The sequence below is a fragment of the Phenylobacterium sp. NIBR 498073 genome (assembly GCF_027286305.1).
Taxonomy (GTDB): domain Bacteria; phylum Pseudomonadota; class Alphaproteobacteria; order Caulobacterales; family Caulobacteraceae; genus Phenylobacterium.
Window position 1 is genome coordinate 1981022 of record NZ_CP114599.1, and the last position, 25529, is coordinate 2006550.

A 25529-nucleotide genomic window follows, 5' to 3' on the forward strand; every position below is an offset into this window, starting at 1 on the left:
TCACGCCTCCTTAGAAAGCGGCCTTGAGACCGAGGACGACGCGGCTCTCGTAGAGATCGCCGAAGTCGTGCTCGTCGGTGTCGTGATAGCGCAGGTCGACACCGAGGAAGTCGGTGAGAGCGTAGCCGACGCCGAGGTTCCAGGTGGTGTAGTCGCCCTCGTAGTCGACGTCCTGATAGCCGACGGCGCCTGAGACGGAGACTTTCTCGGCGACCGGCGTCGAGCCGTTGAGTTCGAAGTAGGTGGCCTTGCCGGTCCCCCCGAAGAAGTCGTCGGAATAATAGACGCCGGCGCCGAGGGTGGCCGGGCCGACCGGGACCGAGCCGGCGACCTTGAACTCGATGAAGTCCTGTTCCGACCCGGTCGGTGCGTTGATGTAGCCGTAGTAGACGACGCCGAGGTCGAGGCTGACCGGCCCGAGCTGCGGCCGAACGCCGGCATAGAGGTCGAGCTCGAAGTCGGTGTCGTTGCCGAAGTCGACGTTGGACAGCCAGCCGCCGGCATAGACCAGGCCGCCGACCGTCGCGTCGACGCCGCCCGAGATCTGCGGGCTTTCGTCGGTCTGGCTGACTCCGCGCCACACGTAGTCGGTCGCGGCGCCGACGTTGAACGACAGGTCGATCGGGCTGGTGTCTTCAGCGAAGGCGGGAACGGCGAAGAGCGAGATCGCGGCGAAGCCGGCGCCAGCCAGGCTGTGACGGCGGAGGCGGAAGAGAGACATCGGGGAGGTCCTGGTAAGAGTGTTCTTGGAGGCGTTGATCATTGGGAGCCTCAGACGATCCCGCCGAGGAAGGCGCAGGCGAACAGCAGGGCGATCAGCCCGAGCGAGACGAGGGTTTCGCGCATCAGCATCACGCGAGGCCGAGGCCGGAGATCAGCAGGTCGATCAGCTTGATGCCGACGAACGGGGCGACCAGGCCGCCCAGGCCGTAGAGCAGCAGGTTGCGCGATAGCAGCTTGGCCGCTCCGATCGCCCGGTAGCGTACGCCGCGCAACGCGAGCGGGATCAGCGCCACGATGATCAGGGCGTTGAAGATCACCGCCGACAAGATGGCGCTCTGCGGGCTCGACAGCCCCATGATGTTCAGGGCGCCCAGCGCGGGCAGGGCGGTCACGAACATCGCCGGGATGATCGCGAAGTACTTGGCCACGTCGTTGGCGATCGAGAAGGTCGTCAGGGCTCCGCGGGTGATCAGCATCTGCTTTCCCACCTCGACGATCTCGATGACCTTGGTCGGGTCGCTGTCGAGGTCGACCATGTTGCCGGCCTCGCGCGCGGCCTGGGCCCCGGTCTGCATGGCCACGCCGACGTCGGACTGGGCCAGGGCCGGAGCGTCGTTGGCGCCGTCGCCGCACATAGCCACCAGCCGTCCCTTGGCCTGTTCCTCGCGGATCAGCCGCAGCTTGTCCTCGGGGGTGGCCTCGGCCAGGAAGTCGTCGACCCCGGCCTCTGACGCGATGGCCGCGGCGGTGACCGGATTGTCGCCGGTGATCATCACCGTGCGCAGGCCCATGCGGCGCAGGTCGGCGAACCGCTCCTTCACATTGGGCTTCACGACGTCCTTCAGGTGGATGACGCCGACCAGGGCGCCGTCCTCGCTGACCGCCAGCGGGGTGCCGCCCGAGCGGGCGATGCGGTCGACCGCCGCCGTCAGCTCGGCCGGGACCTGATGCGGGGCCAGGTCCAGGCTGCGGATCATCGCGTCGACCGCTCCCTTGCGCCAGGACCGGCCGCCGACGTCCATGCCCGACTGCCGGGTCACGGCGCTGAACGGGATGATGGTCGCACCGTCCGGGGCCTCGACGTCGATCCCCTGGGCGCGGATCAGGTCGACGATGGAGCGGCCCTCGGGCGTCTCGTCGCCCAGCGACGCCATCAGGGTGGCGCGCAGCGCCGCGTCCTCGCGCACGCCGGGGGCGGCGACGACCTCGGTGGCCATGCGGTTGCCGAAGGTGATGGTTCCGGTCTTGTCGAGCAGCAGGGTGTCGACGTCGCCTGCCGCCTCGACCGCGCGGCCGGAGGTGGCCAGCACGTTGACCTTCAGCAGGCGGTCCATGCCCGCGATGCCCACGGCAGACAGCAACCCCCCGATGGTGGTCGGGATCAGGGTGATGAACAGCGCGCCCAGCACCATCGGCGAGAGCTGCACGCCCGAGAACTTGCCGAGGCCCAGCAGCGTCACGACCGCGATCAGGAACACCAGGGTCAGGCCGGCCAGGAGCACGGCCAGGGCGATCTCGTTGGGCGTCTTGCGGCGGTCGGCGCCCTCGACCATGGCGATCATGCGGTCGAGGAAGGTCTGGCCGGCCTCGGAGGTGATCCGCACCTTGATCCAGTCGGAGACCACGGTGGTGCCGCCGGTGACGGCCGAGCGGTCGCCGCCGCTCTCGCGGATCACCGGGGCGGATTCGCCGGTGATGGCGGCCTCGTTGACCGAGGCGACGCCCTCGATGATTTCGCCGTCGGCCGGGATCACGTCGCCGGCCTCGACCAGAACCACCTCGCCGACGCCCAGCTTATGGGCCGGGGTGGGCACGAAGGCGTTGCTGGCCGGGTCGATGATCAGCTTGGCCTTGGTGGTGACGCGGGCGGCGCGCAGCGAGTCGGCCGCCGCCTTGCCGCGCCCCTCGGCGACGCTCTCGGCCAGGTTGGCGAAGAGCACCGTGGCCCAGAGCCAGAGGGCGATCTGGATCTCGAAGCCGAAGTCGCGGCCCAGCGCGATCTCGTTGATCGTCGAGGCCGTGGCCAGCAGCGCGACGATCCAGGTGGCGAATATCACCGGATTGCCGGTCAATTTGCGGGGGGCGAGCTTGACCACCGCGTCGCGCGCGGCGCGCACGATCATCGGGCCGGACAGGCTGGTGGCGAGGGTCGAGGCCTTGCGACGGCCCTCTCCCTGCGGTGCATAGGACGCAGTCATGTTCAGACGCCTTGCGAAGTTCAGCGGCCAGCCACGGCGTCGAGCACTTGGAAGTGCTCGACGATCGGGCCGAGGGCGAGGGCAGGGAAGAACTGCAGGCCGCCGAGGATGAGGATGATCCCGATCAGCAGGCCCACGAATTGGGCGCTGTCGGTGGGCAGGGTTCCGGTCGACGGGGCAAGCTTGGGCTTGGCGACCAGGGAGCCGGCGATGGCCAGGACCGCGACGATCGGCACGAAGCGGCCCATCAGCATGGCCAGGCCAAGCGTAGTGTTCCACCAGGGCGCGTTGGCGGTAAGGCCCGCGAAGGCCGAGCCGTTGTTGGCGGTGGTCGAGACGTAGGCGTAGAGGATCTCCGAGAGACCGTGCGGGCCCTGGTTCAGCAGGCCCTTCAGCGCCTCCGGCAACACGGCGGCGATCGCCGAGAAACCGAGCATCGAGAACGGAACGACCAGCACGGCCAGCATGGCGAGCTTGATCTCCCGGGCCTCGACCTTCTTGCCGAGGTACTCGGGCGTGCGGCCGACCATCAGCCCGGCGATGAACACCGACAGCAGGGCCATCACCACCATGATGGCGATGCCCGAGCCGATGCCGCCGGGCAGAATCTCGCCCAGCATCATCAGGAACATCGCGATCCCGCCGCCCAGCGGCATGTAGCTGCCGTGCATGGCGTTCACCGAGCCGTTCGAGGCGCCGGTGGTCTGCGCGGTCCAGGCGGCCGAGGCGGCCGGGCCGAAGCGGACCTCCTTGCCTTCCATGTTGGCGCTGGCGTCGACATGGGCGGCGACCAGGGCCGGCGCAGGCTGGGTCTCGGCCAAGTAGACGCCGGCGGCGCCCAGCGAGAGCAGCACCGCTGCGGCGGCGACCAGGGCGCGGATGTCCTTGAACGCGCGCGCCGAGCGGCCGAAGGCGAAGAACGCGGCCCAGCCGAGCACATTGATCGAAACCGCGGTCAGAAAGTTGGTCAGCGGGGTCGGGTTCTCGAACGGGTGGGAGGAATTGACGTTGAAGACGCCGCCGCCGTTGATGCCGAGCTGTTTGATGGCCAGCTGGCTGGCGACCGCGAACAGCGACAGCTTCTGCTCGCCGCCCTCCAGCGTGGCAGCCTGCGCCGAGGCGGCCAGGGTCTGGGGCACGCCCAGGGCGACCAGGGTCACGGCCAGCACGATCGCGGCCGGCAGCAGCACATAGAGGGTGGTGCGCGTCAGGTCGGCCCAGAAGTTGCCGACGCCTTCGCCGCGATTGCCGATGAAGCCTCGCGCCAGGGCCGCGGCGATGGCCGCGCCGGTCCCGGCCGAGACGAAGTTCTGCACGGTCAGGGCCGCCATCTGGCTGAACTGCGACATGGTCGTCTCGCCGCCATAGGACTGCCAGTTGGTATTGGTGACGAAGCTTGCGGCGGTGTTGAACGCCAGGTGCTCGGAGACGGCGCCGAAGCCCTGCGGGTTCAGCGGCAGGCCGCCCTGCAGCCGCAGGATCGCATAGACCAGAAAGAAGCCGACGGCGTTGAACGCGAGCAACGCGGCCGCGTACGAGAACCAAGTCTGGCTCTTGTTCGCATCGACCCCGCACCCGGCGTAGACCAGCCGTTCGACCGGCCGCAGCACCGGGTCGAGCCAGGTGCGTTCCCTATTCCAAACTCGGGACATATAGACGCCGAGAGGCCAGCCGAGCCCTATGGCCACGGCCAGCGTCAGGGCGATTTCAGCCCATCCTTGCCAAGTCATGTCGGTTATCCGTCAGAAGCGGTCGGGTCGCAACAGGGCCGCGAGCATGTAGACGGCCACGGCGATCGCGCCGGCGGCCCAGAGGAGGTCCACGAACATCGTCAGACGCGCCTCAGGCCAATGGCGAACAGCGCGAACAGGGCGAACGCCCCCGCGCCGACGCCGATATAGATGAGATCCGCCAAGGCAGCGCCTCCATAGCCAGTTTCAGGCCAGGAGGATGCGCCCCTCAAGCGTCAGGGTTCGAGACGGGACCCGCCCGTGGGGCATAAGGGAAACGTAAAGGTCAGCCGGCGCGCGCGAAGGTGAAGCGGCGGTGGCCGATCCAGCTGGTCGCCACCGGCACGACGATCGCCAGGGCGTGGCCGACGGTTTCGGCATGCCAGGTGAAGCCGATCATCGGGAACACGCCGCGCACCAGCAAGGTCGCGGTCAGGAAGGTCAGGGTCGCGCCGATCGCGTTGACGATCAGGAAGTTGCGCGCCTGCACGCCGATCGGCAGCGGCGAGCCGGGGAAGACCAGGATCCGGAACAGCACGAAGGCGAGCGCCATGCCCGTGGCATATGCGCAGATCACCGCCGCTTCGAACGGCAGCACCAGGCTCCAGGCGAAGCGCGAGGCGAAGTTCGTGCCGGCGGCCAGCCCGCCCACGCCCAGGAACCGCGCAAAGCGCAGCAGATCGAAGCCCAGCGGCTTCCAGCTGGCAGGCGCGGTCAGGACGTCTTGATGAGCATTCACGTGCGTCATGACGCGATCCTGGCGTGTCGTGGTTGAGAAATCGCTCACGCCTGTCGGTTTTTTGCTCAGGGCATTATTAAGCTTGATGCGTCAGCTTGCTCGCCTTCCAAGGGAGGTGGCGTTGAGGCTCCAGGATCTGGACCGGCTGGTGAACGCCGACCGCGTGCGCAACTACAGTCTGTTGCTGGTGGTCGGCTACGCGATCGCTGTCGTGGCGTGGCTGGTCTACATGGCGGGCAACGACTGGCTCGACCCGTTCGGCAGTCCGCTGGGCTATGACTTCATCACCTTCTATGCGGCGTCGGACCTGGCGCGGATGGGCGACCCGGCCGGCGCGTTCGACTACTACAAGATCTACGCGCGCGAGGTGGCGGCGGTCCCGGCCAACACCAGCATCTTCCTCTGGCACTATCCGCCGCCGTTCAATCTCGTCATCGCGCCGTTGGCCTTCGTCCCCTATCCGGTGGCCCTGGCGGGATGGCTCGCGAGCACCCTCGGGCTCTACCTGCTGATGGTGAGGAGGATTTCCGACCATCGGTATGCGCTGCTGATCGCGCTCGCCTTTCCTGCGACCTTCATCAACCTGATGCACGGGCAGAACGGCTTTCTGAACGCCGCGCTGCTCGGCGGCGGACTGCTGTTGCTGGACAAGCGTCCGTGGCTGGCCGGCGTCCTGATCGGCCTCATGGTCTACAAGCCGCATTTCGGCGTGCTGCTGCCGTTGCTCCTGGCCGTGCAGGGGCGCTGGAAGACCTTCGCCTCGGCGTCGGCCACCGCGCTCGCCGTCTGCGCGATCGCCTATGTCGCCTATGGCCCGGAGCCGTGGCTGGCGTTTTTCGCCAACTTCGACCGCGTGTCGGTAATCCTCGAGCGCGGCCACCTGCCGTGGAGCAAGATCCCCAGCGTCTTCGTGATGTTCGCCAGCCTCGGGGTGCCGATGAAGGCCGCCTATGCGGCGCACGCCGCGGTGGCCGTAGGCCTCGCCGTGGCGACGCTCATCGCCTGGCGCGGGCCGGGGCCCCAGTCGCTGAAGGTCGCTCTGGCGATTCCGGCGATCCTGGCGGTCAGCCCCTATTGCTTCGACTACGACCTGGTGCTGCTGGCGCTGCCGATCGGCCTGCTGGCCGATTATGGCCGGACATCGCCCCTGGCGCCGGGCGCGCGCATCGCGATGGCGGCGGCCTTCCTCGGGCCGGTCATTTTCCCGACGGTGGCCTACCAGACCCACGTGCAGCTGCTGCCGGTCACCAACCTGCTGCTCTATGTCGTCGTCTGGCGGACGCTCGCGCTGGCGCAGCGCGCCGATGTCGCCGTTGCGCCGGCGGTCGTGAGCCCCAACCTGGCCGGCTAGACCGGATCGACGCGGAAGTAGCGCTCGGCTTGCTCGCTCCAGCCGTAGGCCGTCTCGTTCATCTGCTCGCGGTCGTAGGCCGGGCTGTTCTTAAGCAGGTCCTTGGTCAGGTCGGTGAGGTAGCTGTCCGACGTCTCGTCGTAGCGCAGGGCCCGCCAGGGGATCGGGTGGAACTTGCCGCTGGTGCCGAACAGTCCGCCGAACTCCAGCGCCACGAACCGTGCCTGGCCGGTATCGCGCTCGAAGTAGACCTCGCGGATCGTGCCGAGCTTCTTGCCGGCGGCGTCCTTCAAGGGCGCGCCCAGCAGATTGGCGCTGCGGATCATCAGGCTGTCCAGGCTCATCGCGTCCCTCCGTTTCGCGTGAGGAACGCCTAGCTGAGCTGTTCGATCCCGATGGGCCGTCGTGCGCCGTGCTCCGATCCTTAAGGCGAAGTGAGCCCGGTGATTGCGCAGGTCGGCGCCCTCGGCGGGCAGAGGCAAGCTGCGCCATAATTCCACCTTCAGCCACAGCGAGCGTTGAGCGTAAAGTTCGCGAGGAGGTGGCGGTGCGGCGCGGGCAGATGATCGTGCTGGTCATGTCGCTCGGCGCGCACATCGTCGTCCTGGGCGCGCTCATGGTCCAGCGTCACGCGCTCTCGCTCGTACCTGCGACCCAGGTCATGGAGGTGCTGATTGCGCCGCCGTTCCAGCGCCGCCCAGTGGCGGAGCCTCCGCAACGCCCCGAGCCGCCGCCGCGGCCGCATGCGGCAAGGGCGTCGCAACGTGCGCCGATCCAGCGAAACGACCCCGATCTCGCCGCACCCGCCGCCGCTCCGGGCCCGCCGCGGCCGCCCGCGCCGCTGGCCTTGCGGCGGGTGCTCCGGGGCTTGATCGGCTGCGGGATGCCTGATCTCACTGAGGACGAGCGCGAGCGATGCGAGGCGCGGCTGGCCGTCCGCGACGGCCGCGGGGCGCCCAAGCTCAACCTCGACGTCCACGGCGACTTCGACCGTGATCCCGACCCCTATCTGGCCCGTCGTCCGAAGAACGGCTGCAAGGCGCGGGCGGGCGGCGACGTCGATCCCGCCGGCGAGCAGGGCGCGGCGATCGGCCTTAGCTGCGCCTGGGCGTTTTAGGAGGAGGTGGACGCGTCGATGCGGGCAGGGCCTAATCGACCGATGCAGCTGTTCCATTTCAGCGACGATCCGGCGATCAGCAGGTTCGAACCGCGGCCCGTGCGAACCCCGTCGCCTCGGCCGCCGGGGCGCGATTGGCTGAACGGGCCGCTGGTCTGGGCGATCGATGAGGCGCATCAGCCGATGTACCTGTTCCCGCGCGACTGCCCGCGCATCCTGCTCTGGCCGCTGGCGACGACAAGCGCTGAGGATCGCGCCGCTTGGTGGGGCCAAAGCCGGGCGCGGATGCTGGCCTATGTGGAGCAGGGCTGGCTCGCGGCCCTGGGCGGCGCACGGCTCCACCGCTACGAGCTGTCGGCTGAGCCGTTCGAATGCCTCGACGACGCCGGCATGTGGGTGTCGCGCCAGGCCGTGACGCCCAGCGCCATGGTCGCGGTCGCCGACCTGCCGGCCGCCCTGGCCGCCTGCGATGTCGAACTGCGGGTCGTCGATAGCCTTGTCCCGCTGCGCGGGGTCTGGCGTTCCAGCCTGCACGCCAGCGGCATACGCCTGCGCAACGCAGTCGGGTGGGAAGCCTAAGGCGCGGTCGCCTCGTCCTGCAGCAGCGGCGAGGCGCCCATCAGCGCGCCGACCACGCGACGCTGCTCCATCGGCACGGCCTTGGTCCCGAACACGTCGGACAGCCAAAGGCCGTCCGCCACGAGCCGCTGCAGCAGGGCGTCGTCGGCCCCGACCGCGTCGTTCGGCTCGTCGCGGGTGATCTGCTCGGTCCACCAGCGCCAGCGGTCGGCGAGCTCCGGCTCGAGCAGGCAGGCGACGAGCACGACCTTGCTGGTGCGCACCTCGTCTTCGCTCATTGTCAGCTGCACCGTGGCGGCCAGATAGGCGCGCGAGAAGCGGCCGACTGGATGCGGGTCCTTGGCGGCCAGCGCCTCGACGGCGCCGGCGAACCGCTGGCCGGCCTCATCGACCAGCGCCCGCAGCAGCTCGGCCTTGCTCGGGAAGTGGTGCAGCAGCGCGCCCTTGCTGACCGGCAGCCGGGCGACCACGGCGTCGAGGGTGAAGCCGGCCGCGCCGCCTTCCTGCAGGGTGCGCATCGCCGCGCCGATGATCTGGGCGCGGGTGGTTTCGGGCTGGCGTCGGCGCGGTGGGATCATGCAGTTACATACCAACTGGACGGTAATTTGCAACGCGCGTCGCCGCGCTCGTCGGGGCGAGCGGTTAAGTCGCGCAGATTCCGGAGAAGCGGGCTGGCGCCCGGCGCGCGATCTTCGGCGAGCGTCACGGGGTCTTCGGATGGGCGTAGGGCATGCCGCTGCCGGCGGCGGGCTCACCAGCAACGACGCCCAGCAGGCAGACCTCTGCAGACGCCTGCTGGCGCCTTAGTCCGGCCGTCGATGCGTTGGGGATTATCCCAGACTTCAGGTCCGGGGGGGGGGGGCTTGCGCTGGGGCGTCCCGTCTACCAGGTCTTCAGCGGCTTTACGGCCATCGGCGCCTTGTAGATGTACACCTGCGGCTTGGCGCCGTTGGCTGCGATGGGCTTGGCCGTAAACCTGACGGTGTTGCCGGTGGCTGTGCGGGCAGGCGTGGTTTTGTAGGTGGCGGCCATCAGCATGCCGCTCGACTTGGCGTCGTTACGCACCTGTCCGCTCTGCGCGGACGCCGTTCCGGCGGCCAGCAAGCCGACGACGGCGATCAAGGCGACGAGTCTCACGCGCCTTCCTCCCATGTATCGTCTAGTCACGGACCTTCTTGCGGGTCCGTCGAGCAGGCTGCACCGCTTTCGCCGTCGGTGCAAACCCGCAATCTACAAACGTCAGTGATCGGAGGCTTCGGCCGCAGGGCCACGAGCTCGGTCAAGGGGTGTCCGGGGAGCCGCGGGGGGGCTGGGTGAACCCGACAAGCGGGTTCCCGCGACTCCCCGCCGCCCCCGGAGGAGGCCTCGAAAGGCCTCGCCCCTGGAACCTCGGCGGGTCGCCTGTGCGTGCGTTCAGGCCGCCATGGCCTGTGCACGGCTCACCCGGCGGTCGTGTCTGAGCAGGGCGCCCGCGCTCACGAAACCCAGGATCATGACAGCCCAGATGAGCGCGGTCTCGGCCGCGCGGGCGGCGGTCGCCGCGGCGTCCTGCCCGCCGACGGCCGGGCCGGCGGTGGCCGCCATGGCGGCGGCGAAGGCCAGCGTCGCTGGCAAGTGCTTCCACATCTGCGTCATGTCCTGACAAGCCGCCAGGCAGCGGCCTTCATCGACGCGGATATGGCGCAGATCTACATGGTGTGGCTAACAAGTAATTGAAAAATAAAGTAAACGAATGTAACGTCCGGACCCTGGGCTAGGCTCAGGGCCGCGGGCGTCACTGCGCGGTCAGAGCTCGACGAAGCTTTCGAACCCGCCGAAGATCATCCGCTGTCCGTCGAACGGCATCTTGGCCGGGTCCATTTTGATCCGCGGATCGGCCATCACCTTGGCGTTGATCTCGTCGCGCTGGGCGCGGGACGCATAGACGATCCACGAGAACACCACGATCTCGTCGTCCTTGGCCTGGACCGCCCGCGGGAACGAGGTCACCTCGCCATAGGGGGTGTCGTCGCCGATGCATTCGACATAGGCCAGCGCCCCGTGGTCCTTCCACACGGCGCCGGCGTTGCGGGCCATGTCCTTATAGGCCTCGAGGTTGGCCTTGGGCACGGCGAGCACGAAACCGTCGACATAGGGCATGGGCTTCCTCCTTTGGGTTGTGCAGACCAAAGGACGTTCGCGCGGCCTCCGATCCGACAGCCGCGCACATATTCTTGACGTTCAGCCGCCGGAAGTCGCCGCGGGGCTGCGCCAGCGCCAGATCAGCATCACCAGCGCGGTGATGATCAGGATCGCAAAGCCCGACAGCATCCAGCTGTTGATGTACCAGTGCTCGCCCCAGGTAAACTTGCCCGACATGATCTTCGCCCAGCCACGGAAGTGCTGGGTCGCTCCGACCGAGAGGCCGAAGACCGCGAACACCGCCGACAGGTACCTGACCAGCCAATGGCCGGGATTGGGCAGCATGATCAGCAGCCCGAGCAGGCCGATCACCGTGCGCTGGCTGCGGCAGAACGGGCAGTGATAGACCAGGCCCGCCCAGTCGATCGCCCAGGTCAGGACGGCGATGGCGATGGCGGCCAGCCCGACGATCCGTCGATGGCGCAGCAGAATATCGGGAAGATCGTCGAACATGGGCGCCCCCTCGGCCTGGCGGCCGCTGATGCGCTGCGGCCTGGCCAGACCATAGGCGCCCCCGCGGACCGGGTCACCCGCCTATCCGCTGTTGCGCAGCCCGGCGGCGACCCCGTTGATGGTCAGGTGGATGCCCTCGCGCACGGCCTCGTCGCTGTCGCCGGCGCGGCGGCGGCGGATCAGCTCGATCTGCAGGTGGTTCAGCGGGTCGATGTAGGGCAGGCGGGTGCGCAGCGCCTCGGCCAGGTCCGGATGGCGGTCGAGCAGGGCGGTCTGGCCGCTGATGCTCAGCAGCGCCTCGACGGTCTTGTTCCACTCGGCCTCGATCCGGCCGAAGATTGTCTGGGCGAGGGCCTTGTCTTCAACCAGGCCGGCGTAGCGCCGGGCGATCAGCATGTCGCTCTTGGCCAGCACCATTTCCATGTTGGCCAGCGTGGTGGCGAAGAACGGCCAGGCCTCGTGCAGTTCGTTGAGCGCGGTCAGTGAGACGCCGGACGCCTCGATGGCCGAGCCGAAGCCGTACCAGCCGGGCAGCATGGTTCGCGATTGCGACCAGGAGAACACCCATGGGATGGCGCGCAGGCCCTCGATGCTGCGGGTCGGCTGGCGCGAGGCCGGGCGGCTGCCGATGTTCAGGTCGACGATCTCGGTCAGCGGCGTGGCGGCGTAGAAATAGTCGACGAAGCCTGGGGTTTCGTAGACCAGGTTGCGATAGGCCTCCATCGAGGCCTGGGAGAGCTTGTCCAGCACCGGCGCGTGCTTCTCGCCCTGCCGTTCGGCCGAGGCCTTGCGCAGCGAGGCCAGCACCACTCCGGCGGTGATGGTCTCCAGGCTCTGGTCGGCCAGCTGCGGGTCGGCGTACTTGTTGGCGACGACCTCGCCCTGTTCGGTGATGCGGATGCGGCCGCGCACGGTGCCTTCGGGCTGGGCCAGAAGCGCCTCGTAGCTCGAGCCGCCGCCGCGGCCGACCGTGCCGCCGCGGCCGTGGAACAGCTGCAGCCGCAGGCCCATCGCCTCGGTGGCGGCCAGCAGCGCCCGGGAAGCCTGGTGCAGCTCCCAGGTCGAGGTCAGGTAGCTGCCGTCCTTGTTGGAGTCCGAATAGCCGATCATCACTTCCTGCAGCCGGCCCTCGGCCAGCAGCGACTTGATCAGCGGCAGCGACAGGTATTCGCGCATGGTGTCCGGCGCGGCGCGCAGGTCGCCGATGGTCTCGAACAGCGGCTCGGCGAACACTTCGGTGCGCGGGCTCGCGCCCGGGTGGAACAGCCCCACCTCCTTCAGCAGGACATAGACCTCCAGCAGGTCGGAGACCGAGGTGGTGTTGGAGACGATGTAGGCGACGATCGCCTGGCGGCCGTACTGCTGGCGCGAGCGCGCCGCCTGGGCCAGCACCGCATACTCGCGGTTCGTCTCCTCGCTGTACTCGGCGAAGGGCGAATAGAGCAGCCGCCCGTGGCCCAGCTCGGACAGCAGCAGCGCCCGGCGGGCGTCCTCGTCCAGCGCTTCGTAGTCGGGGCAGACCCCGGCCACCGCCATCAGCTCGGCGACCGTGCGCGCGTGCACCGCCGAGTTCTGCCGCAGGTCCAGGGTCGCCAGGTGGAAGCCGAAGCAGTCCACCGCCCGGATCAGTTCGGGCAGCGGGCCGATGGCGAAGGTGTCGCCGTGGTTGGCGATCAGGCTGTCGAGAATGGTCTGCAGGTCGGCCTTCAGGGCCTGGGCGTTGGCGTAGGGTTGCGCCGACAGCGGCGAGGGGCGGGGCGGAGCCTCACCGGTCAGGATCGGGTAGGTCGCCGCCAGTCGCGCATAGACGCCGCGCAGGGCCCGCCGATAGGGCTCGTCGCCGCGCTGGGGCGAGGTGTCGCCCGAGGCGTCGGCCATCGCCTGCAGCGCCGGCGTCACCTGGGCCAGCGTGCTCGACAGCGACAACTCCGCACCCAGAGCGTGGATGCGTTCCAGGTAGTTCAGCAGCGCGGCCTGCGACTGACGCGCGAACGCCTGCCGCTGGACCGCGTCCGTGACGAACGGATTGCCGTCGCGGTCGCCGCCGACCCATGAGCCGATCCGCAGGAAGCTCGGCAGCTGGGCTTCCAGCTGGCGCGTCCAGCGCCCATAGAGCCGCGGCAGTTGGGCCAGGAAGCTGCGCTCGAAGTAGGAGACGGCGGTCTCGATCTCGTCGATGACGCCCAGGCGAACGCCGCGCAGCAGCCGGGTGCGCCAGAAGATCGCCACTTCCCGCAAGAGCTCGATCTCGCGCTCGTGGCGCGCGCTTTCGCCGCTGGCCTGCTCCAGCGCGCTCAGCGCCTCGGTGATCGCCCGCGTGCGGTCCAGCACGCTCTTGCGGCGCACCTCGGTCGGGTGGGCGGTGATCACCGGGGCGATGAACGCGGTCTGCAGCATCTTGGCGACCTGCGCGGTGGAGACGCCTTCCTCGGCCAGCGCCGCCAGGCTGCCGGCCAGGGTGTCGACGCGCGGATCGCCGGCCTTACGGCGCTGGACGTAATCCTCGGCGATGTTGGTGATCTGCAGGAAGCACGCGAACGAGTGGGCGAAGCGCACGGTCTCGTGCAGATCCAGGCTGCGCAGCCGTTCTTCCAGCAGCGCTGCGTTCGCCGCTCCGCCTTCGCGATGAAAGGCGACAGAGGTTTTTCGGATGTCCTCGATGCGGTCGAACAGCGTCTGGCCGTCCTGGGATTTGATCACGTCCCCCAGCACCCGACCCAAAACCCGAACCCTGGCCCTCAGCTCCGAGGGCGGCGACTTGGCAGCTCTATCCGGCACGCGCGCACTTTCAGAATGTCGTTACGTCAGTTCGAAGCACGGCGTTCTCTACAGGCGATTTGGCGCGCCGTCGCGCGGGAGTTTGGGCGGCCTCAACCGCGCACGGGGAACCAGATCTCGATCGCCGGCCGACCGGTGTTTTCAGCGTCGTCGCCATAGACCTCGATGAAGTCGGGGGTCAGGCTGTCCCCCGCCGAGCGCAAGCCAAGGTTCGGCAGCCAGCCGTACCAGGCGGTCCAGATGGTGCTGCGCAGCCGGCTCACCGGGCCCAGGTGCGCGAACACCGCATAGCGGCGCGTCGGCACCCGCAGCTGCTCGAACGTCGCCGGACGGCTGGCCGTCTCGTCCGTCGCCACCGCGGCGATCATCTCGAAGCCTTCGCGCTGGGCAAACAGATCGTAATAGAGTCCATAGCCCGCGCCGTCCTTGCGACCGCCGACCTTGGCGAAGCGTTCGGACGCCGCGCACCAGTGCTCGTCCAGGGCGCTCCAGACGCCTTCCTTGCGCGCGTGGCGGCGGCGCAGGCCCGCAAAGGTCCAAGGGCGCTCCACGAACCGCGGCGCGTCCATGGCTGCCGGCTGAAGTCTGTCCATCGTCCCTCTCGTCGGTCTTCCGCGGCGACGCCGCGTCGCGCGCCTGCATCCAGATCGTGTGAAGGTCGCGCGAAGGAACGTCCAAGCGTGTCAGCAGTCCGCGACCGGGCGGCTGTGAAGCTTAGCTGGGCCATTTCACCGGCGTCTTTCCAACCATGACGGGGGTGAAATGCTGACGGCGGAAATACGTATAGCGCCCGGATTTTAGCGGAGTAGAGCACAGATCGTGCGACCGCGCTTGGATAGTCTGAATGGACTAAATTGGTCGGGTTGTGAGTGAGCTGAATTGAATAAAAACAACTGTCAGGGGAAGTGTTTGGTTCAATTGTAAAATGTTAAGCAATGTTGTTGTGTGTGGCTAAATTGTGGCGCAAATCGACTGCCATCTGGAACAGCATCAAGGTGGTATTGCGTGAATAAGCTCAAATTTCAGGTCAAGGCTCCGGCCGTGATTTCGGCGCTCGTTCTCGCGGCTGCGGTCGCCACTCCGGCCGCCGCGGCGGTGCAGGTCGAGTTCAAGAACGTCGCTGGCGCGTGGTTCGACCCAGCCGGCGGCGTGAACGTCAACATCGCCGCCAACGGCGGCGACGGCACGATCCGCTGGGGTCAGTCGACCGGCTACGGCCAGAGCGGCTACAACTTCGTCGGCGCCGACTTCTCGGCCAGCCTCGACCAGGCCGTCGATTCCTCGGGCGCGGTGAACATCGGCGAATTCCAGCATGTGAACTTCCCGATCAGCAGCGGCGGGTCGATCACCGGCGTCGGCCTGCGCTTCACCACCGATGTCTGGGCCGACGGATCGTTCCTGGGCACCAAGACCTTCGAGTACAACTTCTCGCACAACGAGACGACGAACCAGTCGAACCCCTGCGCCAACGGCCAGGCGAACGGATCGGGGATCAACATCAATGGCTGCGCGGACCGCGTGACCATGAACTTCAACTCGAATTCCGAGATCTTCCAGATCGGCGGCAAGCAGTACACGCTCAACCTCGACGGCTTCCTGGTCGACGGCTCGCCCAGCGGCGGGTTCTGGACCAAGGAGAACGCGGTCAACAGCGCCTATATCCGCGGCAAGATCGACCTCTACAGCGTCGCCAGCGGCGTGCCCGAACCGGGCGCCTGGGCGATGATGATCATCGGCTTCGGAGGCGTGGGGACCATGGTCCGCTCGGCCCGTCGCCGTCAGATGCTGGCGACCTGATCGCAGCCAGAGAACAGAAGGCCCGCTCATCGAGCGGGCCTTTTTCGTTGGCCTCAGCGGTCGACGTATTCGCGGATCAGCGCGCGCGCCGCGCGCGGCAGCATCCGATCGGGGCCCTCGCCGCCCAGGGTGATGCGGGCCATGTGCGAGCCTTCGAGCAACAGCAGCAGTCCGTCGCCGAGTTCGTCGTCGGCCGCGCCCGCGGCGCGGGCCAGCTCGATCAGCCGCCGCCGGGTCTCCATCTTGTGGGCCTTGGCGACCAGGAAGGCCGGATGGTCCGGTTCGTGAAGTTCAACGGCGGCGTTGCACAGCGCGCAGCCGTGCGCCTCCGAACTTTCCGAACGCTCGGCGAAGGCGTCGAACAGGCCCTCCAGCTTGGCCCGCGGGGTGTCGAAGCGCCCGACGATCTCGTCCCACCAGGCCCAGCCCTCCTTGGACTGTTCGCGCAGCACCGCGGCGACCAGCTCGTCCTTGGAGGGGAAGTTGCGATAGAGGCTCATCTTGGTGGCCCCGGCCTCGGCGGCGATGCTCTCGACGCCGACCGCGCGGATGCCCTTGCGATAGAACATGTCGCGGGCGGCCTCGAAGATGCGGTCGCGCGCCGAGCGGGGCGCGGCAGCCGTCGTCTTGGATGGTCTCGCCGACATGTCCCGCCTTTCCGTGAGCGACCGGTCTGTAACGAGTTACATCACCGCGCGTCATGCGCGGGGTCAAGCGGGCAAGGCACGAAGCGTCACCTTAACGGCCGCGATGCTGCACGATCAGGCGGATGTTGCGCTGGCGGGTCAGCCAGCTCCACGCCCAGTCGAACGCCACGGCGATGCGGTTGCGCAGCCCGATCAGGAAGTAGACGTGGGCTAGGCCCCAGAACACCCAACCGACGAAGCCGGTCAGCTTGACCTGGCCGATCTGCACCGCCGCCGCGTGCCGCCCGATGGTCGCCAGGTCCCCGGCGTGTGCGTAGCGGAACGGCGCCTGGCCCGGCCTCCCGGCCAGCCGTTCGGCGATCTGCCGGGCCGCATGCTTGCCCGCCTGCTTGGCGGCCGGCGCGATGCCGGGCACAGGCTTGCCGTTGCTGGCCATGGCTGCGGCGTCGCCGACTACGAACACTTCGGGATGGCCGGGAACCGACAGGTCCGGGGCGACTTTCACCCGGCCGGCGCGGTCGTGCTCCACCGCCAGCCCGGCGGCGAGCGGCGAGGCCGCGACCCCGGCCGCCCAGATGATCGTTGCGGCCTCGACCCGCGTGTCGCCCAGATCGACGCCGTGCGTGTCCAGGTCGGTGACCATGGCCGAGGTGCGCACCTCGACGCCGAGGTCTTCCAGCGCGTCCTCCGCATAGGCCGACAAGTCGGGCGACAGGGCCGGCAGCACCCGCGGCCCGCCTTCGACCAGCAGCACGCGCGCCTGGCCAGGATCGATCTGCCGGAAGTCGCGGCTCAGGGCGTCGCGGGCCAGCTCGGCGACCGCGCCGGCCATCTCGACCCCCGTCGCGCCGCCGCCGACCACTACGAAGGTCAGCAGCGCCGCGCGCTGCTCCGGCGCGGCGGTCTCGGCCCGCTCGAACGCCGACAGCACCCGGCGGCGCAGTTCGGTGGCGTCCTCCAGGCTCTTGAGGCCCGGCGCCGCGCTCTCCCACTGCGGCTTGCCGAAATAGGAGTGGGTCGCGCCGGTGGCGATGATCAGGTGGTCATAGGCGAACGTCCCGGCCTCGGTAGTCACGCTGCGTGCGTCCAGATCGACCCCGGCGGCCCCGGTCATCACCACCCGCACGTTGGCCTGCTGGGTCAGCACATGGCGCAACGGCCAGGCGATTTCCGACGGCGACAGCGCCGCCGTCGCCACCTGGTAGAGCAGGGGCTGGAACAGGTGATAGTTGCGCTGGTCGATCAGGGTGATCTGGCATTCCGCCCTGGCCAGGGCCCGGGCCGCTTCCAGTCCGCCGAAGCCGCCGCCCACGATCACGACGCGGGGCTTTTCGGCTTGGGACATGGGCATCTCCGGTTGCGGCGCAGCTCCATCTAGAGGCCGTGCCGCCCGATCCCGCAAGGCGTCGAACCGCATTTGGCGAACGCCGTCCGAGGGCGCATGATGTCGAACAATTGTTTGAGGAATCCTGGCCGGGGGGCCGGGACGATTTCATAGGTGACATTGGTGGGCAGCGAACATTTCGACGTGCTGATCGTCGGGGCTGGGCTTTCGGGCATCGGGGCGGGCTATCACCTGCAGGCCAACTGCCCGGGCAAGACCTATGCGATCCTGGAGGGGCGCGAGGCCAGCGGCGGCACCTGGGACCTGTTCCGCTATCCGGGCATCCGCTCCGACAGCGACATGTACACCCTCGGCTACGCCTTCAAGCCGTGGCGCGAGGCTAAGGCCATCGCCGACGGTCCCTCGATCCTGAAGTACGTGCGCGACACGGCCGTCGAGAACGGCATCGACCGCCAGATCCGCTACGGCCACCACGTCACCTGCGCGTCCTGGTCCTCGGCCGACGCCCGCTGGACGGTGGAGGCGCAGGTCGGGACGAACAAGGAAGTGGTCCGCCTGACCTGCAACTTCCTCTTCATGTGCACAGGCTACTATGACTACGCCGAGGGCTACACCCCGCAGTTCGCCGGAACCGAGCAGTTCCAGGGCCAGATCGTCCATCCCCAGAAGTGGCCGGAAGGCCTCGACTATTCGGGCAAGAAGGTCGTGGTGATCGGCAGCGGGGCGACCGCCGTCACCCTGGTCCCGGAAATGGCCAAGACCGCGGCCCACGTGACCATGCTGCAGCGCTCGCCGACCTACGTGGTCTCGCGCCCGGCCGAGGACGCCGCCGCCAACTGGCTGCGCGCCAAGCTGCCGGCCAAGCTCGCCTATGCGATCACCCGCTGGCGCAACGTCCTGTTCGGCATGCTGTTCTTCAACCTGGCCCGCAAGAAGCCGGAGAAGACCAAGGCGCAGATCATCGACATGGTCCGCCAGCACCTGGGCCCCGATTACGACGTCGCGACCCACTTCACCCCCAGCTACAACCCCTGGGACCAGCGCCTCTGCCTGGTGCCCGACGCCGACCTGTTCGACGCGATCAAGGCCGGCTCGGCCTCGGTGGTCACCGACCACATCGAAGCCTTCACCCCGACCGGAATCCGCCTGAAGTCGGGTCAGGAGCTGGACGCCGACGTCGTCGTCACCGCCACCGGCCTGAAGCTGCAGCTGCTCAGCGGCTTGGCGGTCACCGTCGACGGCGAGCCCGTCAACATGGCGAAGACCATGAGCTACAAGGGCATGATGTACAGCGGCGTGCCGAACCTGGCCTCGGCCTTCGGCTACACCAACGCCTCCTGGACGCTGAAGTGCGACCTGACCTGCGAGTACGTCTGCCGTCTGCTGAACCACATGGACCGCACCGGCCAGCCGATCTGCACGCCCAAGCCCGACCCGACGGTGGGCGAGGCGCCCTGGCTCGACTTCTCCTCCGGCTACGTCCAGCGCGGCATCGACCAGTTCCCCAAGCAAGGAACCAGGAAGCCCTGGAAGCTGTATCAGAACTACGCCCTGGACCTGGTGGCCTTGCGCTTCGGCTCGGTCGACGACGGCGTCATGCAGTTCTCCAAGCCAGAGGCTCGCGGCCGCCAAGATCTGGCAGCGTGATCGAACGTCGATATGCGGCGGCTTGCCAAGCCGCCGCCCCGCGGTTCTGATAGCCCGGCCGGCCGCTCGACGCCGGTCGGGGCGCAGGGGAGGCGGCCATGGGGGCGTTTGCGGGGCGTGCGCTGCCCGCGTGGTACGATGACGCCAAGTTCGGCGTCTTCATCCACTGGGGCCTGTTCTCGATCCCGGCCTTCGCGCCCAAGGTCGGCAAGATCTCGGACATCTTCCAGACCGACTACCGGCGCGCGGTGGCGCTCTCGCCCTATACCGAGTGGTACGAGAACGCGATCAAGTCGCCCGACACGCCCTCGGCCGCGTTCCACCAGGAGACCTATGGCGGCGCGCCCTATCGCGACTTCCGCGAACCGTTCCTCGCCGGCCTGCGCCAGTGGGACCCGGACGCCTGGGCCGAAGCCATCGCCGGCTCGGGGGCCCGCTATGTGGTGCTGGTCACCAAGCACCATGACGGCTTTTGCCTGTGGCCCTCGCGCGTGGCCCATCCCCACGCTCAGGGCTGGCGCACCGAACGCGACGTGGTCGGCGAACTGGCCGCCGCGGTCCGCCGCGCCGGGATGCGGTTCGGCGTCTACTATTCCGGCGGCATCGACTGGAGCTTCAATCCCGAGCCGCTGCGCACCCTGATGGACTTCGTCGGCTCGGTGCCGGGCGGGCTCTATCCGGCCTACGCCACGGCCCAGACCCGCGAACTGGTCGACCGCTACGAGCCCAGCGTGCTCTGGAACGACATCTCGTGGCCGACCGCCCAGGGCGAGCTCGACGCCCTGTTCGACGACTACTATGCCGCCGTGCCCGACGGGGTGGTCAACGACCGCTGGAAGACCCCGACCTTCACCGCGCGGCTGCTGCGCCACAAGCTGCCGCGGCTGGTGCTGGACCGCATGATCGAGGCGCGCGCCGCCAAGTCGGGCGCCGGCGTCGATGGCGTGGTGCCGCCGCCGGTGCCGCACAGCGACTTCCGCACCCCCGAATACGTCCGCTTCGCCGACATCCAGGCCCGCAAGTGGGAGGCGACCCGCGGCATGAGCCATTCGTTCGGCTTCAACCGCAACGATTCCGAAGCCGACTACGAGAGCCCCGAGCATCTGTTGCTGGAGCTCATCGACAGCGTCTCCAAGGGCGGCAACCTGCTGCTCAACGTCGGTCCGCGCGGCGACGACGCCCAGATCCCCGCGCCTCAGCTTGAGCGGCTGAAGGCGATGGGCGCCTGGCTGGCCGACAACGGCGAGGCGGTCTACGGCACGCGGCCCTGGCGCATGGCTGAGGCGCAGACGCAGGATGGCGCGCCGGTCCGCTTCACCACCCGCGGCGATCGGTTGAACGTCATTCCGCTGACCGCGGTCGGCGGCGGCGAACTGGTCGTCCGCGGGGTCGCGCTCAGCGGCCTGGGCGTGCGCCTCTCCGACGGCTGTCCGGTCGAGCTGCGGCCGGAGGGCGAGGCGACCCGCATGATCTTCGCCCGGCCCCAGACCGGCGCCTTCGCGCCGGCGGTGGCGATCGACGGCGGGGCGCTTGAAAGCCCCAGCCTGGGGAGTTCGGCGCCTTGACGGCCAAGCTGGCCGCGGGACCAATGGGCGCATGAAGCCTGCGCGCACCCGGGCCATCTACGCCGGCTCGTTCGACCCGATCACCCTCGGGCACCTCGACATCATCCAGAAGGCGCTGCTGACCTTCGACGTCGTGCACGTGGCGGTGGGGATCAATCCGCTCAAGGCCGGGCTGTTCAGCGTCGAGGAGCGTCTCGACCTGATCGCCCAGTCGGTGATGGACCTCGACCTGACCGGGCAGGGGACCCGCAACCTGCCGCCCGAGGTCGAGGTCGGCGCCTTCCAGGGCGAGAGCGTCATCAAGTACGCCCACCGCGTCGGCGCCACCCACATCGTCCGGGGCCTGCGCCAGTCCTCCGACTTCGACGACGAGTTCCGCTATCACGGCATTCTCGGCCGGCTGGACCCGAACATGCCGATGATCCACATCATCTGCCGCGAGACCTTCCTGCACGTCAGCTCCAGCACCGCGCGCGAACTGGCCAGCCTCGGCGAAGATGTCTCGTGGCTCGTCACCCCCAGCGTCGAGCGGGCCCTACGGGCGAAATTCGGCGAGCGGGCGCAGGCGGGGACCTGAAAATCCGGATTGCGAGAGACTAGCCCAGCCGCAGCCGCACCGGATCCAGCTCAGTGCGCGGCGCATAGTGGTCGCCCAGCAGCCGGCTGCCCTCGACCGACAGGCCGACGGGGATGACGATCTCGCCCGACGGCTCGGTGGTCATCGCCGCCAGGTCCAGCCGGGCGACCTCGACGCGATAGTCGCGCTTGGCGGTGTCGGCGACGGTCAGCGCCGCGCCCTTGTCATCGACCTCGATGGCCGGGTCGGCCAGGAACACCGACAGCATGCCGCCATGGGCCTGGAACTTCACTTCGCCGGTGAACCCGCCGCGGCCCTGCAGCTTGCCCTCGGCGTCCAGCGCCAGGTCGCCGTCCGCGGCGGCGAACACGAACGCCCCGTCCTCGGTCTGCTGCGCGCCGGCCCCGACCTCGGTCGTGCCGCCAGCCATGCCGACATAATTGCGGAAGCTCTGCTTCACGCCCCATTGCAGCGACGTCGCCGGCTTAATCTGGTCGCTCATCGACGACTCCCTCCCCATACCGAGCCCGGAAAGTAACATCTCTCGCCAAACCCGCAGCGGTTGCTTGCCGGTGTCGTGACAATTCCTTTGCGGTGCGACAGGTTGCCGGCCGCCGGCCATGGGGCCGGCGCGGGGTGGGTATGGTCGACCTTCTGTCGTCGCGCGCCGAGGTTCGCGACATCTATGACGGGTTCAACGGACGCGTGGCCGACGGCCCGCGCGCGCCGCGCCATGGGCCGGCCTCCGCCCGCCTGCCGGTCGAGCGCGGCGCCGGGCACTGGGACGTGGTGCGGCTCTACGACTACCTGCTCGTCTGCGTCGCCGACAGCAGCTACGACGACCACTACACCCTGCCGATCCGCGCGCCCGAGGACTTGGTCTCCCTGCGCTTCGTGCTGGCCGGCGGCATCGGCGTGCACGACGGCGGGCCCAATGCGGTGCGGGTCGAGAAGGGCTATGCCTCGGTGCTGACCTTGCCGGCCGGGCGCGACTATGACCTGCACATTCATGGCCGCGAGCGACTGGCCTCGCTGACGCTGCATTTCCACGCCGGCAATCTGGCGCGGATCATGGGGCTGGAGCCGGACGAACTGCCCAAGCTGCTGCGCGACCTCGATCGCACGGGGCAGGGGTTCAACCACCTGGGCATGCGCCTCACCCCGGCCATGCACAGCGCCGTCGGCGACATCGTCGGGGCCTCGTTCAAGGGCAATCTGCGCCAGCGTTATCTCGAGGCCAAGGTCATGGAGATGTTGTGCCTGCTGGTCGACACGGTCGAGAGCAGCGAGCAGGGGCCGCGTGCAGCCTCGCCGGGGCGGCGCAGCGAACGCGACAGCCTCTACCAGGCGCGCGAGATCCTGATGGCTGAGTTCGCCGACCCGCCGACCATCGAGGCCCTGGCCCGCCGCGTCGGCCTCAACCGCACCAAGCTGCAGGGCGGTTTCAAGGAGACCTTCGGGGCGACGGTCTTCGACTTCTGCCAGGGGCGGCGCATGGAGCGGGCCAAGGACCTGCTGCGCGAGGGCGCCATGACCATCGCCGAAATCGCCGAATCGGTGGGCTACGAACACCCGACCAACTTCACCGCCGCGTTCCGCCGCCGGTTCAACGCCGCGCCCAAGGACTTCCGCCGAAGGTAGCGGCGCGGGGGCGCTGCACCTGAAGTTGCCGGTTTCCCGCGACTGATTGCATCGCGCATCAGAATGGCTGCTTGGCGCATCATTCGCAGAAGCGTCACACGCCTATGTTCCGCCCTCGAATTTTGCGCGCGCCGGCTGGAGCAGCGTGCGCGTCTGCCATTCGGGAGGGGATTCCTATGACCATGAGCACCAAGACGCGCCTGCTGGCCGCGTCGGTTCTGATCTCGGCGACGGCGCTGACCGCCGCGCCGTCCTACGCGCAGTCCGCGCGCGACAGCGCGGTCGTCGACGAGCTGGTCGTCACCGCCCGCAAGCGTACCGAAAGCGTGCTCGACGTGCCGATGAGCATCAACGTCGTCGGCGAGCAGGCGATGCAGAACATGGGCGCCGAAAGCTACACGGCGCTGCTGGGTTCGGTTCCCAGCCTGACCGCCTATCAGAACGGCCCGGGCCGCACGCGTCTGTCGATCCGCGGCGTCACCAACGGCGGCGGCAACGACAACGACACCCAGAACCAGGAAACCGTCGGCATCTACATCGACGAAATCCCGATCTCGATGGGCGCCCTGAACCCGGAACTGGCGCTGTTCGACCTGGAGCGCGTCGAAGTGCTGCGCGGCCCGCAGGGCACGCTCTACGGCGCCGGCTCGATGACCGGCACCGTGCGGATGATCACCCACCGCCCGCAGTTCAACACCTTCGAAGGCAAGGCCGAGTACGGCGTGTCGAGCGTCAACGAGGGCGGCGACGGCTTCTCGCTGAAGGGCCTGCTCAACGTGCCGGTGGTCAACGACCGCATCGCGATCCGCGCCTCGGGCTACTACACCAAGACCCCGGGCTACATCGACAACGTCACGACCGGCGAAAAGGACGTCAACGACGGTCTGGCCCGCGGCGGCCGCGTCGAGGCCCGCTTCCAGGTCACCGACGACTTCACCGCCGACCTCTCGTACTTCAAGCACCACTACAAGGACGGCGGCCGTCCCGAGGATCTGGAGCGCGTGCCGGGCCTTGGCCGCGATTACACCTCGGCCGACGGCTACGACGATAAGCTCGACATCTACAACCTGACCCTGAACTACGACCTGGGCTTTGCGAACCTGGTCTCGTCGACCTCGTATTTCGACCGCACCACGGTCAACAAGCGCTCGCTGGACGGCCTGCTGTCGGTGTTCCCCGGCGTCAAGCCCAGCCCGCTGGTCGACACCACGGATTCGACCTACTTCGCCCAGGAAATCCGCCTGGCCTCGCAGGGCGACGGTCCGTTCAGCTGGGTCGTCGGCGCCTTCGCCGACAAGAAGGACATCTACTATCTGAACACCGTCCCGGTGCCGGGCTTCGACGCCGCCATGGGCATCAACTCGAACGATTTCGGCGCGCCCAAGGACAATCCCTACTGGGGCTACGACGACCTCGAGGTGAAGACCTACGCCCTGTTCGGCGAGCTGACCTACGAGATCGGCAAGTTCAGCGTCACCGGCGGCCTGCGCTACTTCAACTGGGAACAGAAGTACAAGCTCTACGCCTCGGGCTTCTTCAACGGCGCGATCCCCAGCGACCCGCCGCGCCGCACGTCCAAGGAAGACGGCTTCAATCCGAAGTTCAACGTCTCCTATGACCTGAACGACGACTTCATGGTCTACGCCCAGGCCGCCCGCGGCTTCCGCTACGGCGGCATCAACACCCCGGTGCCGCAGGATGTCTGCGCCGCCGAGCTGGCCGACTTCACCCGCACCGGCACCGACCCGAACACCTTCGCGGCCGACAAGGTCTGGAACTACGAAGTCGGCGGCAAGGGCTCGTTCGCCGACGGCCGTGTTCGCGTCAACGGCGCCTATTTCCACCTGGTGTGGGACGACATGCAGACCCAGCGCCGCCTCGACTGCGGCTTCGGGTTCCGCGAGAACGTCGGCGGCGCGACCAGCGACGGCGTCGAACTGGAAGTCACCGCCAACCCGATCCAAGGCCTGACCCTGACCGCCGGCGGCGCCTACATCGACTCCAAGCTCTCGACCGACGTGAAGAACCTCAAGGCCAAGGAAGGCGACAAGGCGCCGTTCGTGCCCGAGTTCACCTTCAGCGGCTCGGCCGAGTATGTGTTCCCGGTCAGCGACGACCTCGACGCGTTCGTCTACGCCGGCTACCAGTACATGGGCGAGCGCTTCACCGAGTTCAGCCCGCAGCTGAGCACCTACCGCAAGATGGACGCCTATAACGTCGTCAACCTGCGCGCGGGCCTGACCCACGAGGGTGTCGAGTTCTCGGTCTACGCGAACAACGCCCTCGACAGCCGCGGCGTGATCCGCGCGCTGCCGGCCAGCCCGTTCGATCCCGAGGCGCGCATCCGCATCGTGCCGCGCACCGTCGGGGCTAACATCCGGGTGGCGTTCTAAAACTATGGGCCGGCGGGGCGACCCGCCGGCCTCTCGACTGAAAAAAAAGGGGAGGGGCCGCCTTGGCT

General features: G+C 68.3%; 24 protein-coding genes. 9 read left to right on the forward strand and 15 right to left on the reverse strand.

The genetic code is table 11. The features are described 5' to 3' along the window. Positions 1–10: 10 nt before the first annotated feature. The 4 genes from O4N75_RS09890 to O4N75_RS09905 all read right to left on the reverse strand — a co-directional run bounded on the left by O4N75_RS09890 (position 11) and on the right by O4N75_RS09905 (position 5399). Positions 11–721, reverse strand: coding sequence for a TorF family putative porin (locus O4N75_RS09890; protein ID WP_269629183.1), 711 nt, complete (start codon positions 719–721; stop codon positions 11–13). A 130-nt stretch (positions 722–851) separates the two neighbouring features. Next, entirely contained in the window at positions 852–2921 is a 2070-nt protein-coding gene (gene kdpB, locus O4N75_RS09895) for a potassium-transporting ATPase subunit KdpB (RefSeq protein WP_269629184.1), read from the reverse strand. 20 nt (positions 2922–2941) lie between these two features. Continuing rightward, positions 2942–4651, reverse strand: a complete 1710-nt coding sequence (gene kdpA, locus O4N75_RS09900) for a potassium-transporting ATPase subunit KdpA (RefSeq protein ID WP_269629185.1) — start codon at positions 4649–4651, stop codon at positions 2942–2944. A gap of 286 nt (positions 4652–4937) precedes the next feature. Continuing rightward, on the reverse strand, positions 4938–5399 hold the full coding sequence (locus O4N75_RS09905; RefSeq protein ID WP_269629186.1) for a GtrA family protein: 462 nt from the start codon (positions 5397–5399) through the stop codon (positions 4938–4940). Positions 5400–5511: 112 nt separating this feature from the next. On the opposite strand from O4N75_RS09905, the gene O4N75_RS09910 reads away from it, so the two are divergent. Continuing rightward, entirely contained in the window at positions 5512–6741 is a 1230-nt protein-coding gene (locus O4N75_RS09910; RefSeq protein ID WP_269629187.1) for a glycosyltransferase family 87 protein, read from the forward strand. Here O4N75_RS09910 and O4N75_RS09915 read toward each other — a convergent pair. Next, positions 6738–7085, reverse strand: coding sequence for a PRC-barrel domain-containing protein (locus O4N75_RS09915; RefSeq protein ID WP_269629188.1), 348 nt, complete (start codon positions 7083–7085; stop codon positions 6738–6740). The two genes, O4N75_RS09910 and O4N75_RS09915, sit on opposite strands and share 4 nt — an antisense overlap. 203 nt (positions 7086–7288) lie before the next feature. On the opposite strand from O4N75_RS09915, the gene O4N75_RS09920 reads away from it, so the two are divergent. Together O4N75_RS09920 and O4N75_RS09925 are read left to right on the forward strand one after the other, a co-directional pair. Then, a complete protein-coding gene (locus tag O4N75_RS09920; protein ID WP_269629189.1) occupies positions 7289–7858 on the forward strand; it encodes a hypothetical protein in 570 nt (189 codons plus the stop codon). 42 nt (positions 7859–7900) lie between these two features. Next, a complete protein-coding gene (locus O4N75_RS09925; protein WP_269629190.1) occupies positions 7901–8437 on the forward strand; it encodes a DUF6886 family protein in 537 nt (178 codons plus the stop codon). Here the strand turns inward: O4N75_RS09925 and O4N75_RS09930 are convergent. From O4N75_RS09930 to O4N75_RS09960, 7 genes are all read right to left on the reverse strand, one after another. After that, the gene (locus O4N75_RS09930) at positions 8434–9015 is read right to left on the reverse strand and encodes a TetR/AcrR family transcriptional regulator (RefSeq protein WP_269629191.1); all 582 of its coding nucleotides are present in this window, start codon (positions 9013–9015) and stop codon (positions 8434–8436) included. The two genes, O4N75_RS09925 and O4N75_RS09930, sit on opposite strands and share 4 nt — an antisense overlap. A 304-nt stretch (positions 9016–9319) precedes the next feature. Then, positions 9320–9574 (reverse strand): hypothetical protein, encoded by a 255-nt coding sequence (locus tag O4N75_RS09935; RefSeq protein WP_269629192.1) that lies wholly within the window; start codon positions 9572–9574, stop codon positions 9320–9322. A 276-nt stretch (positions 9575–9850) separates the two neighbouring features. After that, positions 9851–10063, reverse strand: a complete 213-nt coding sequence (locus O4N75_RS09940) for a hypothetical protein (RefSeq protein ID WP_269629193.1) — start codon at positions 10061–10063, stop codon at positions 9851–9853. Between the two features lie 159 nt (positions 10064–10222). Continuing rightward, positions 10223–10576, reverse strand: coding sequence for a DUF1428 family protein (locus tag O4N75_RS09945; RefSeq protein ID WP_269629194.1), 354 nt, complete (start codon positions 10574–10576; stop codon positions 10223–10225). Between the two features lie 81 nt (positions 10577–10657). Further along, positions 10658–11071, reverse strand: a complete 414-nt coding sequence (locus O4N75_RS09950; RefSeq protein WP_269629195.1) for a hypothetical protein — start codon at positions 11069–11071, stop codon at positions 10658–10660. An 81-nt stretch (positions 11072–11152) separates the two neighbouring features. Then, complete coding sequence (gene ppc, locus O4N75_RS09955; RefSeq protein WP_269629196.1) at positions 11153–13849, reverse strand: phosphoenolpyruvate carboxylase; 2697 nt, start codon at positions 13847–13849, stop codon at positions 11153–11155. Positions 13850–13941: 92 nt separating this feature from the next. Then, entirely contained in the window at positions 13942–14442 is a 501-nt protein-coding gene (locus O4N75_RS09960) for a GyrI-like domain-containing protein (RefSeq protein WP_269629197.1), read from the reverse strand. 412 nt (positions 14443–14854) lie between these two features. Here O4N75_RS09960 and O4N75_RS09965 point away from each other — a divergent pair, with 412 nt between their 5' ends. Beyond that, positions 14855–15646, forward strand: a complete 792-nt coding sequence (locus O4N75_RS09965; RefSeq protein WP_269629198.1) for a THxN family PEP-CTERM protein — start codon at positions 14855–14857, stop codon at positions 15644–15646. A 53-nt stretch (positions 15647–15699) separates the two neighbouring features. Here the strand turns inward: O4N75_RS09965 and O4N75_RS09970 are convergent, their stop codons facing one another. Next, positions 15700–16293, reverse strand: coding sequence for a TetR/AcrR family transcriptional regulator (locus O4N75_RS09970; protein ID WP_267229844.1), 594 nt, complete (start codon positions 16291–16293; stop codon positions 15700–15702). Positions 16294–16384: 91 nt separating this feature from the next. Continuing rightward, positions 16385–17638: an NAD(P)/FAD-dependent oxidoreductase gene (locus tag O4N75_RS09975; protein WP_269629199.1), complete on the reverse strand. Its 1254-nt coding sequence runs from the start codon at positions 17636–17638 to the stop codon at positions 16385–16387. A 162-nt stretch (positions 17639–17800) separates the two neighbouring features. Here O4N75_RS09975 and O4N75_RS09980 point away from each other — a divergent pair, with 162 nt between their 5' ends. The 3 genes from O4N75_RS09980 (at position 17801) to coaD (ending at position 21427) form a co-directional block, all read left to right on the forward strand. After that, entirely contained in the window at positions 17801–19285 is a 1485-nt protein-coding gene (locus tag O4N75_RS09980; RefSeq protein ID WP_269629200.1) for an NAD(P)/FAD-dependent oxidoreductase, read from the forward strand. Between the two features lie 98 nt (positions 19286–19383). Beyond that, positions 19384–20850 (forward strand): alpha-L-fucosidase, encoded by a 1467-nt coding sequence (locus tag O4N75_RS09985; RefSeq protein WP_269629201.1) that lies wholly within the window; start codon positions 19384–19386, stop codon positions 20848–20850. 31 nt (positions 20851–20881) lie between these two features. After that, on the forward strand, positions 20882–21427 hold the full coding sequence (gene coaD, locus O4N75_RS09990; RefSeq protein ID WP_269629202.1) for a pantetheine-phosphate adenylyltransferase: 546 nt from the start codon (positions 20882–20884) through the stop codon (positions 21425–21427). Positions 21428–21446: 19 nt separating this feature from the next. Here the strand turns inward: coaD and O4N75_RS09995 are convergent, their stop codons facing one another. Continuing rightward, positions 21447–21929, reverse strand: a complete 483-nt coding sequence (locus O4N75_RS09995) for an HtaA domain-containing protein (RefSeq protein WP_269629203.1) — start codon at positions 21927–21929, stop codon at positions 21447–21449. Positions 21930–22069: 140 nt separating this feature from the next. Between O4N75_RS09995 and O4N75_RS10000 the strand changes: the two genes are divergently transcribed. Further along, positions 22070–23068 carry an AraC family transcriptional regulator gene (locus O4N75_RS10000; RefSeq protein ID WP_269629204.1) on the forward strand — a complete coding sequence of 333 codons (999 nt, stop codon included), beginning with the start codon at positions 22070–22072 and terminating at the stop codon, positions 23066–23068. Positions 23069–23250: 182 nt separating this feature from the next. Further along, positions 23251–25461, forward strand: coding sequence for a TonB-dependent receptor (locus O4N75_RS10005; protein WP_269629205.1), 2211 nt, complete (start codon positions 23251–23253; stop codon positions 25459–25461). The last annotated feature ends 68 nt before the right edge of the window (positions 25462–25529 follow it).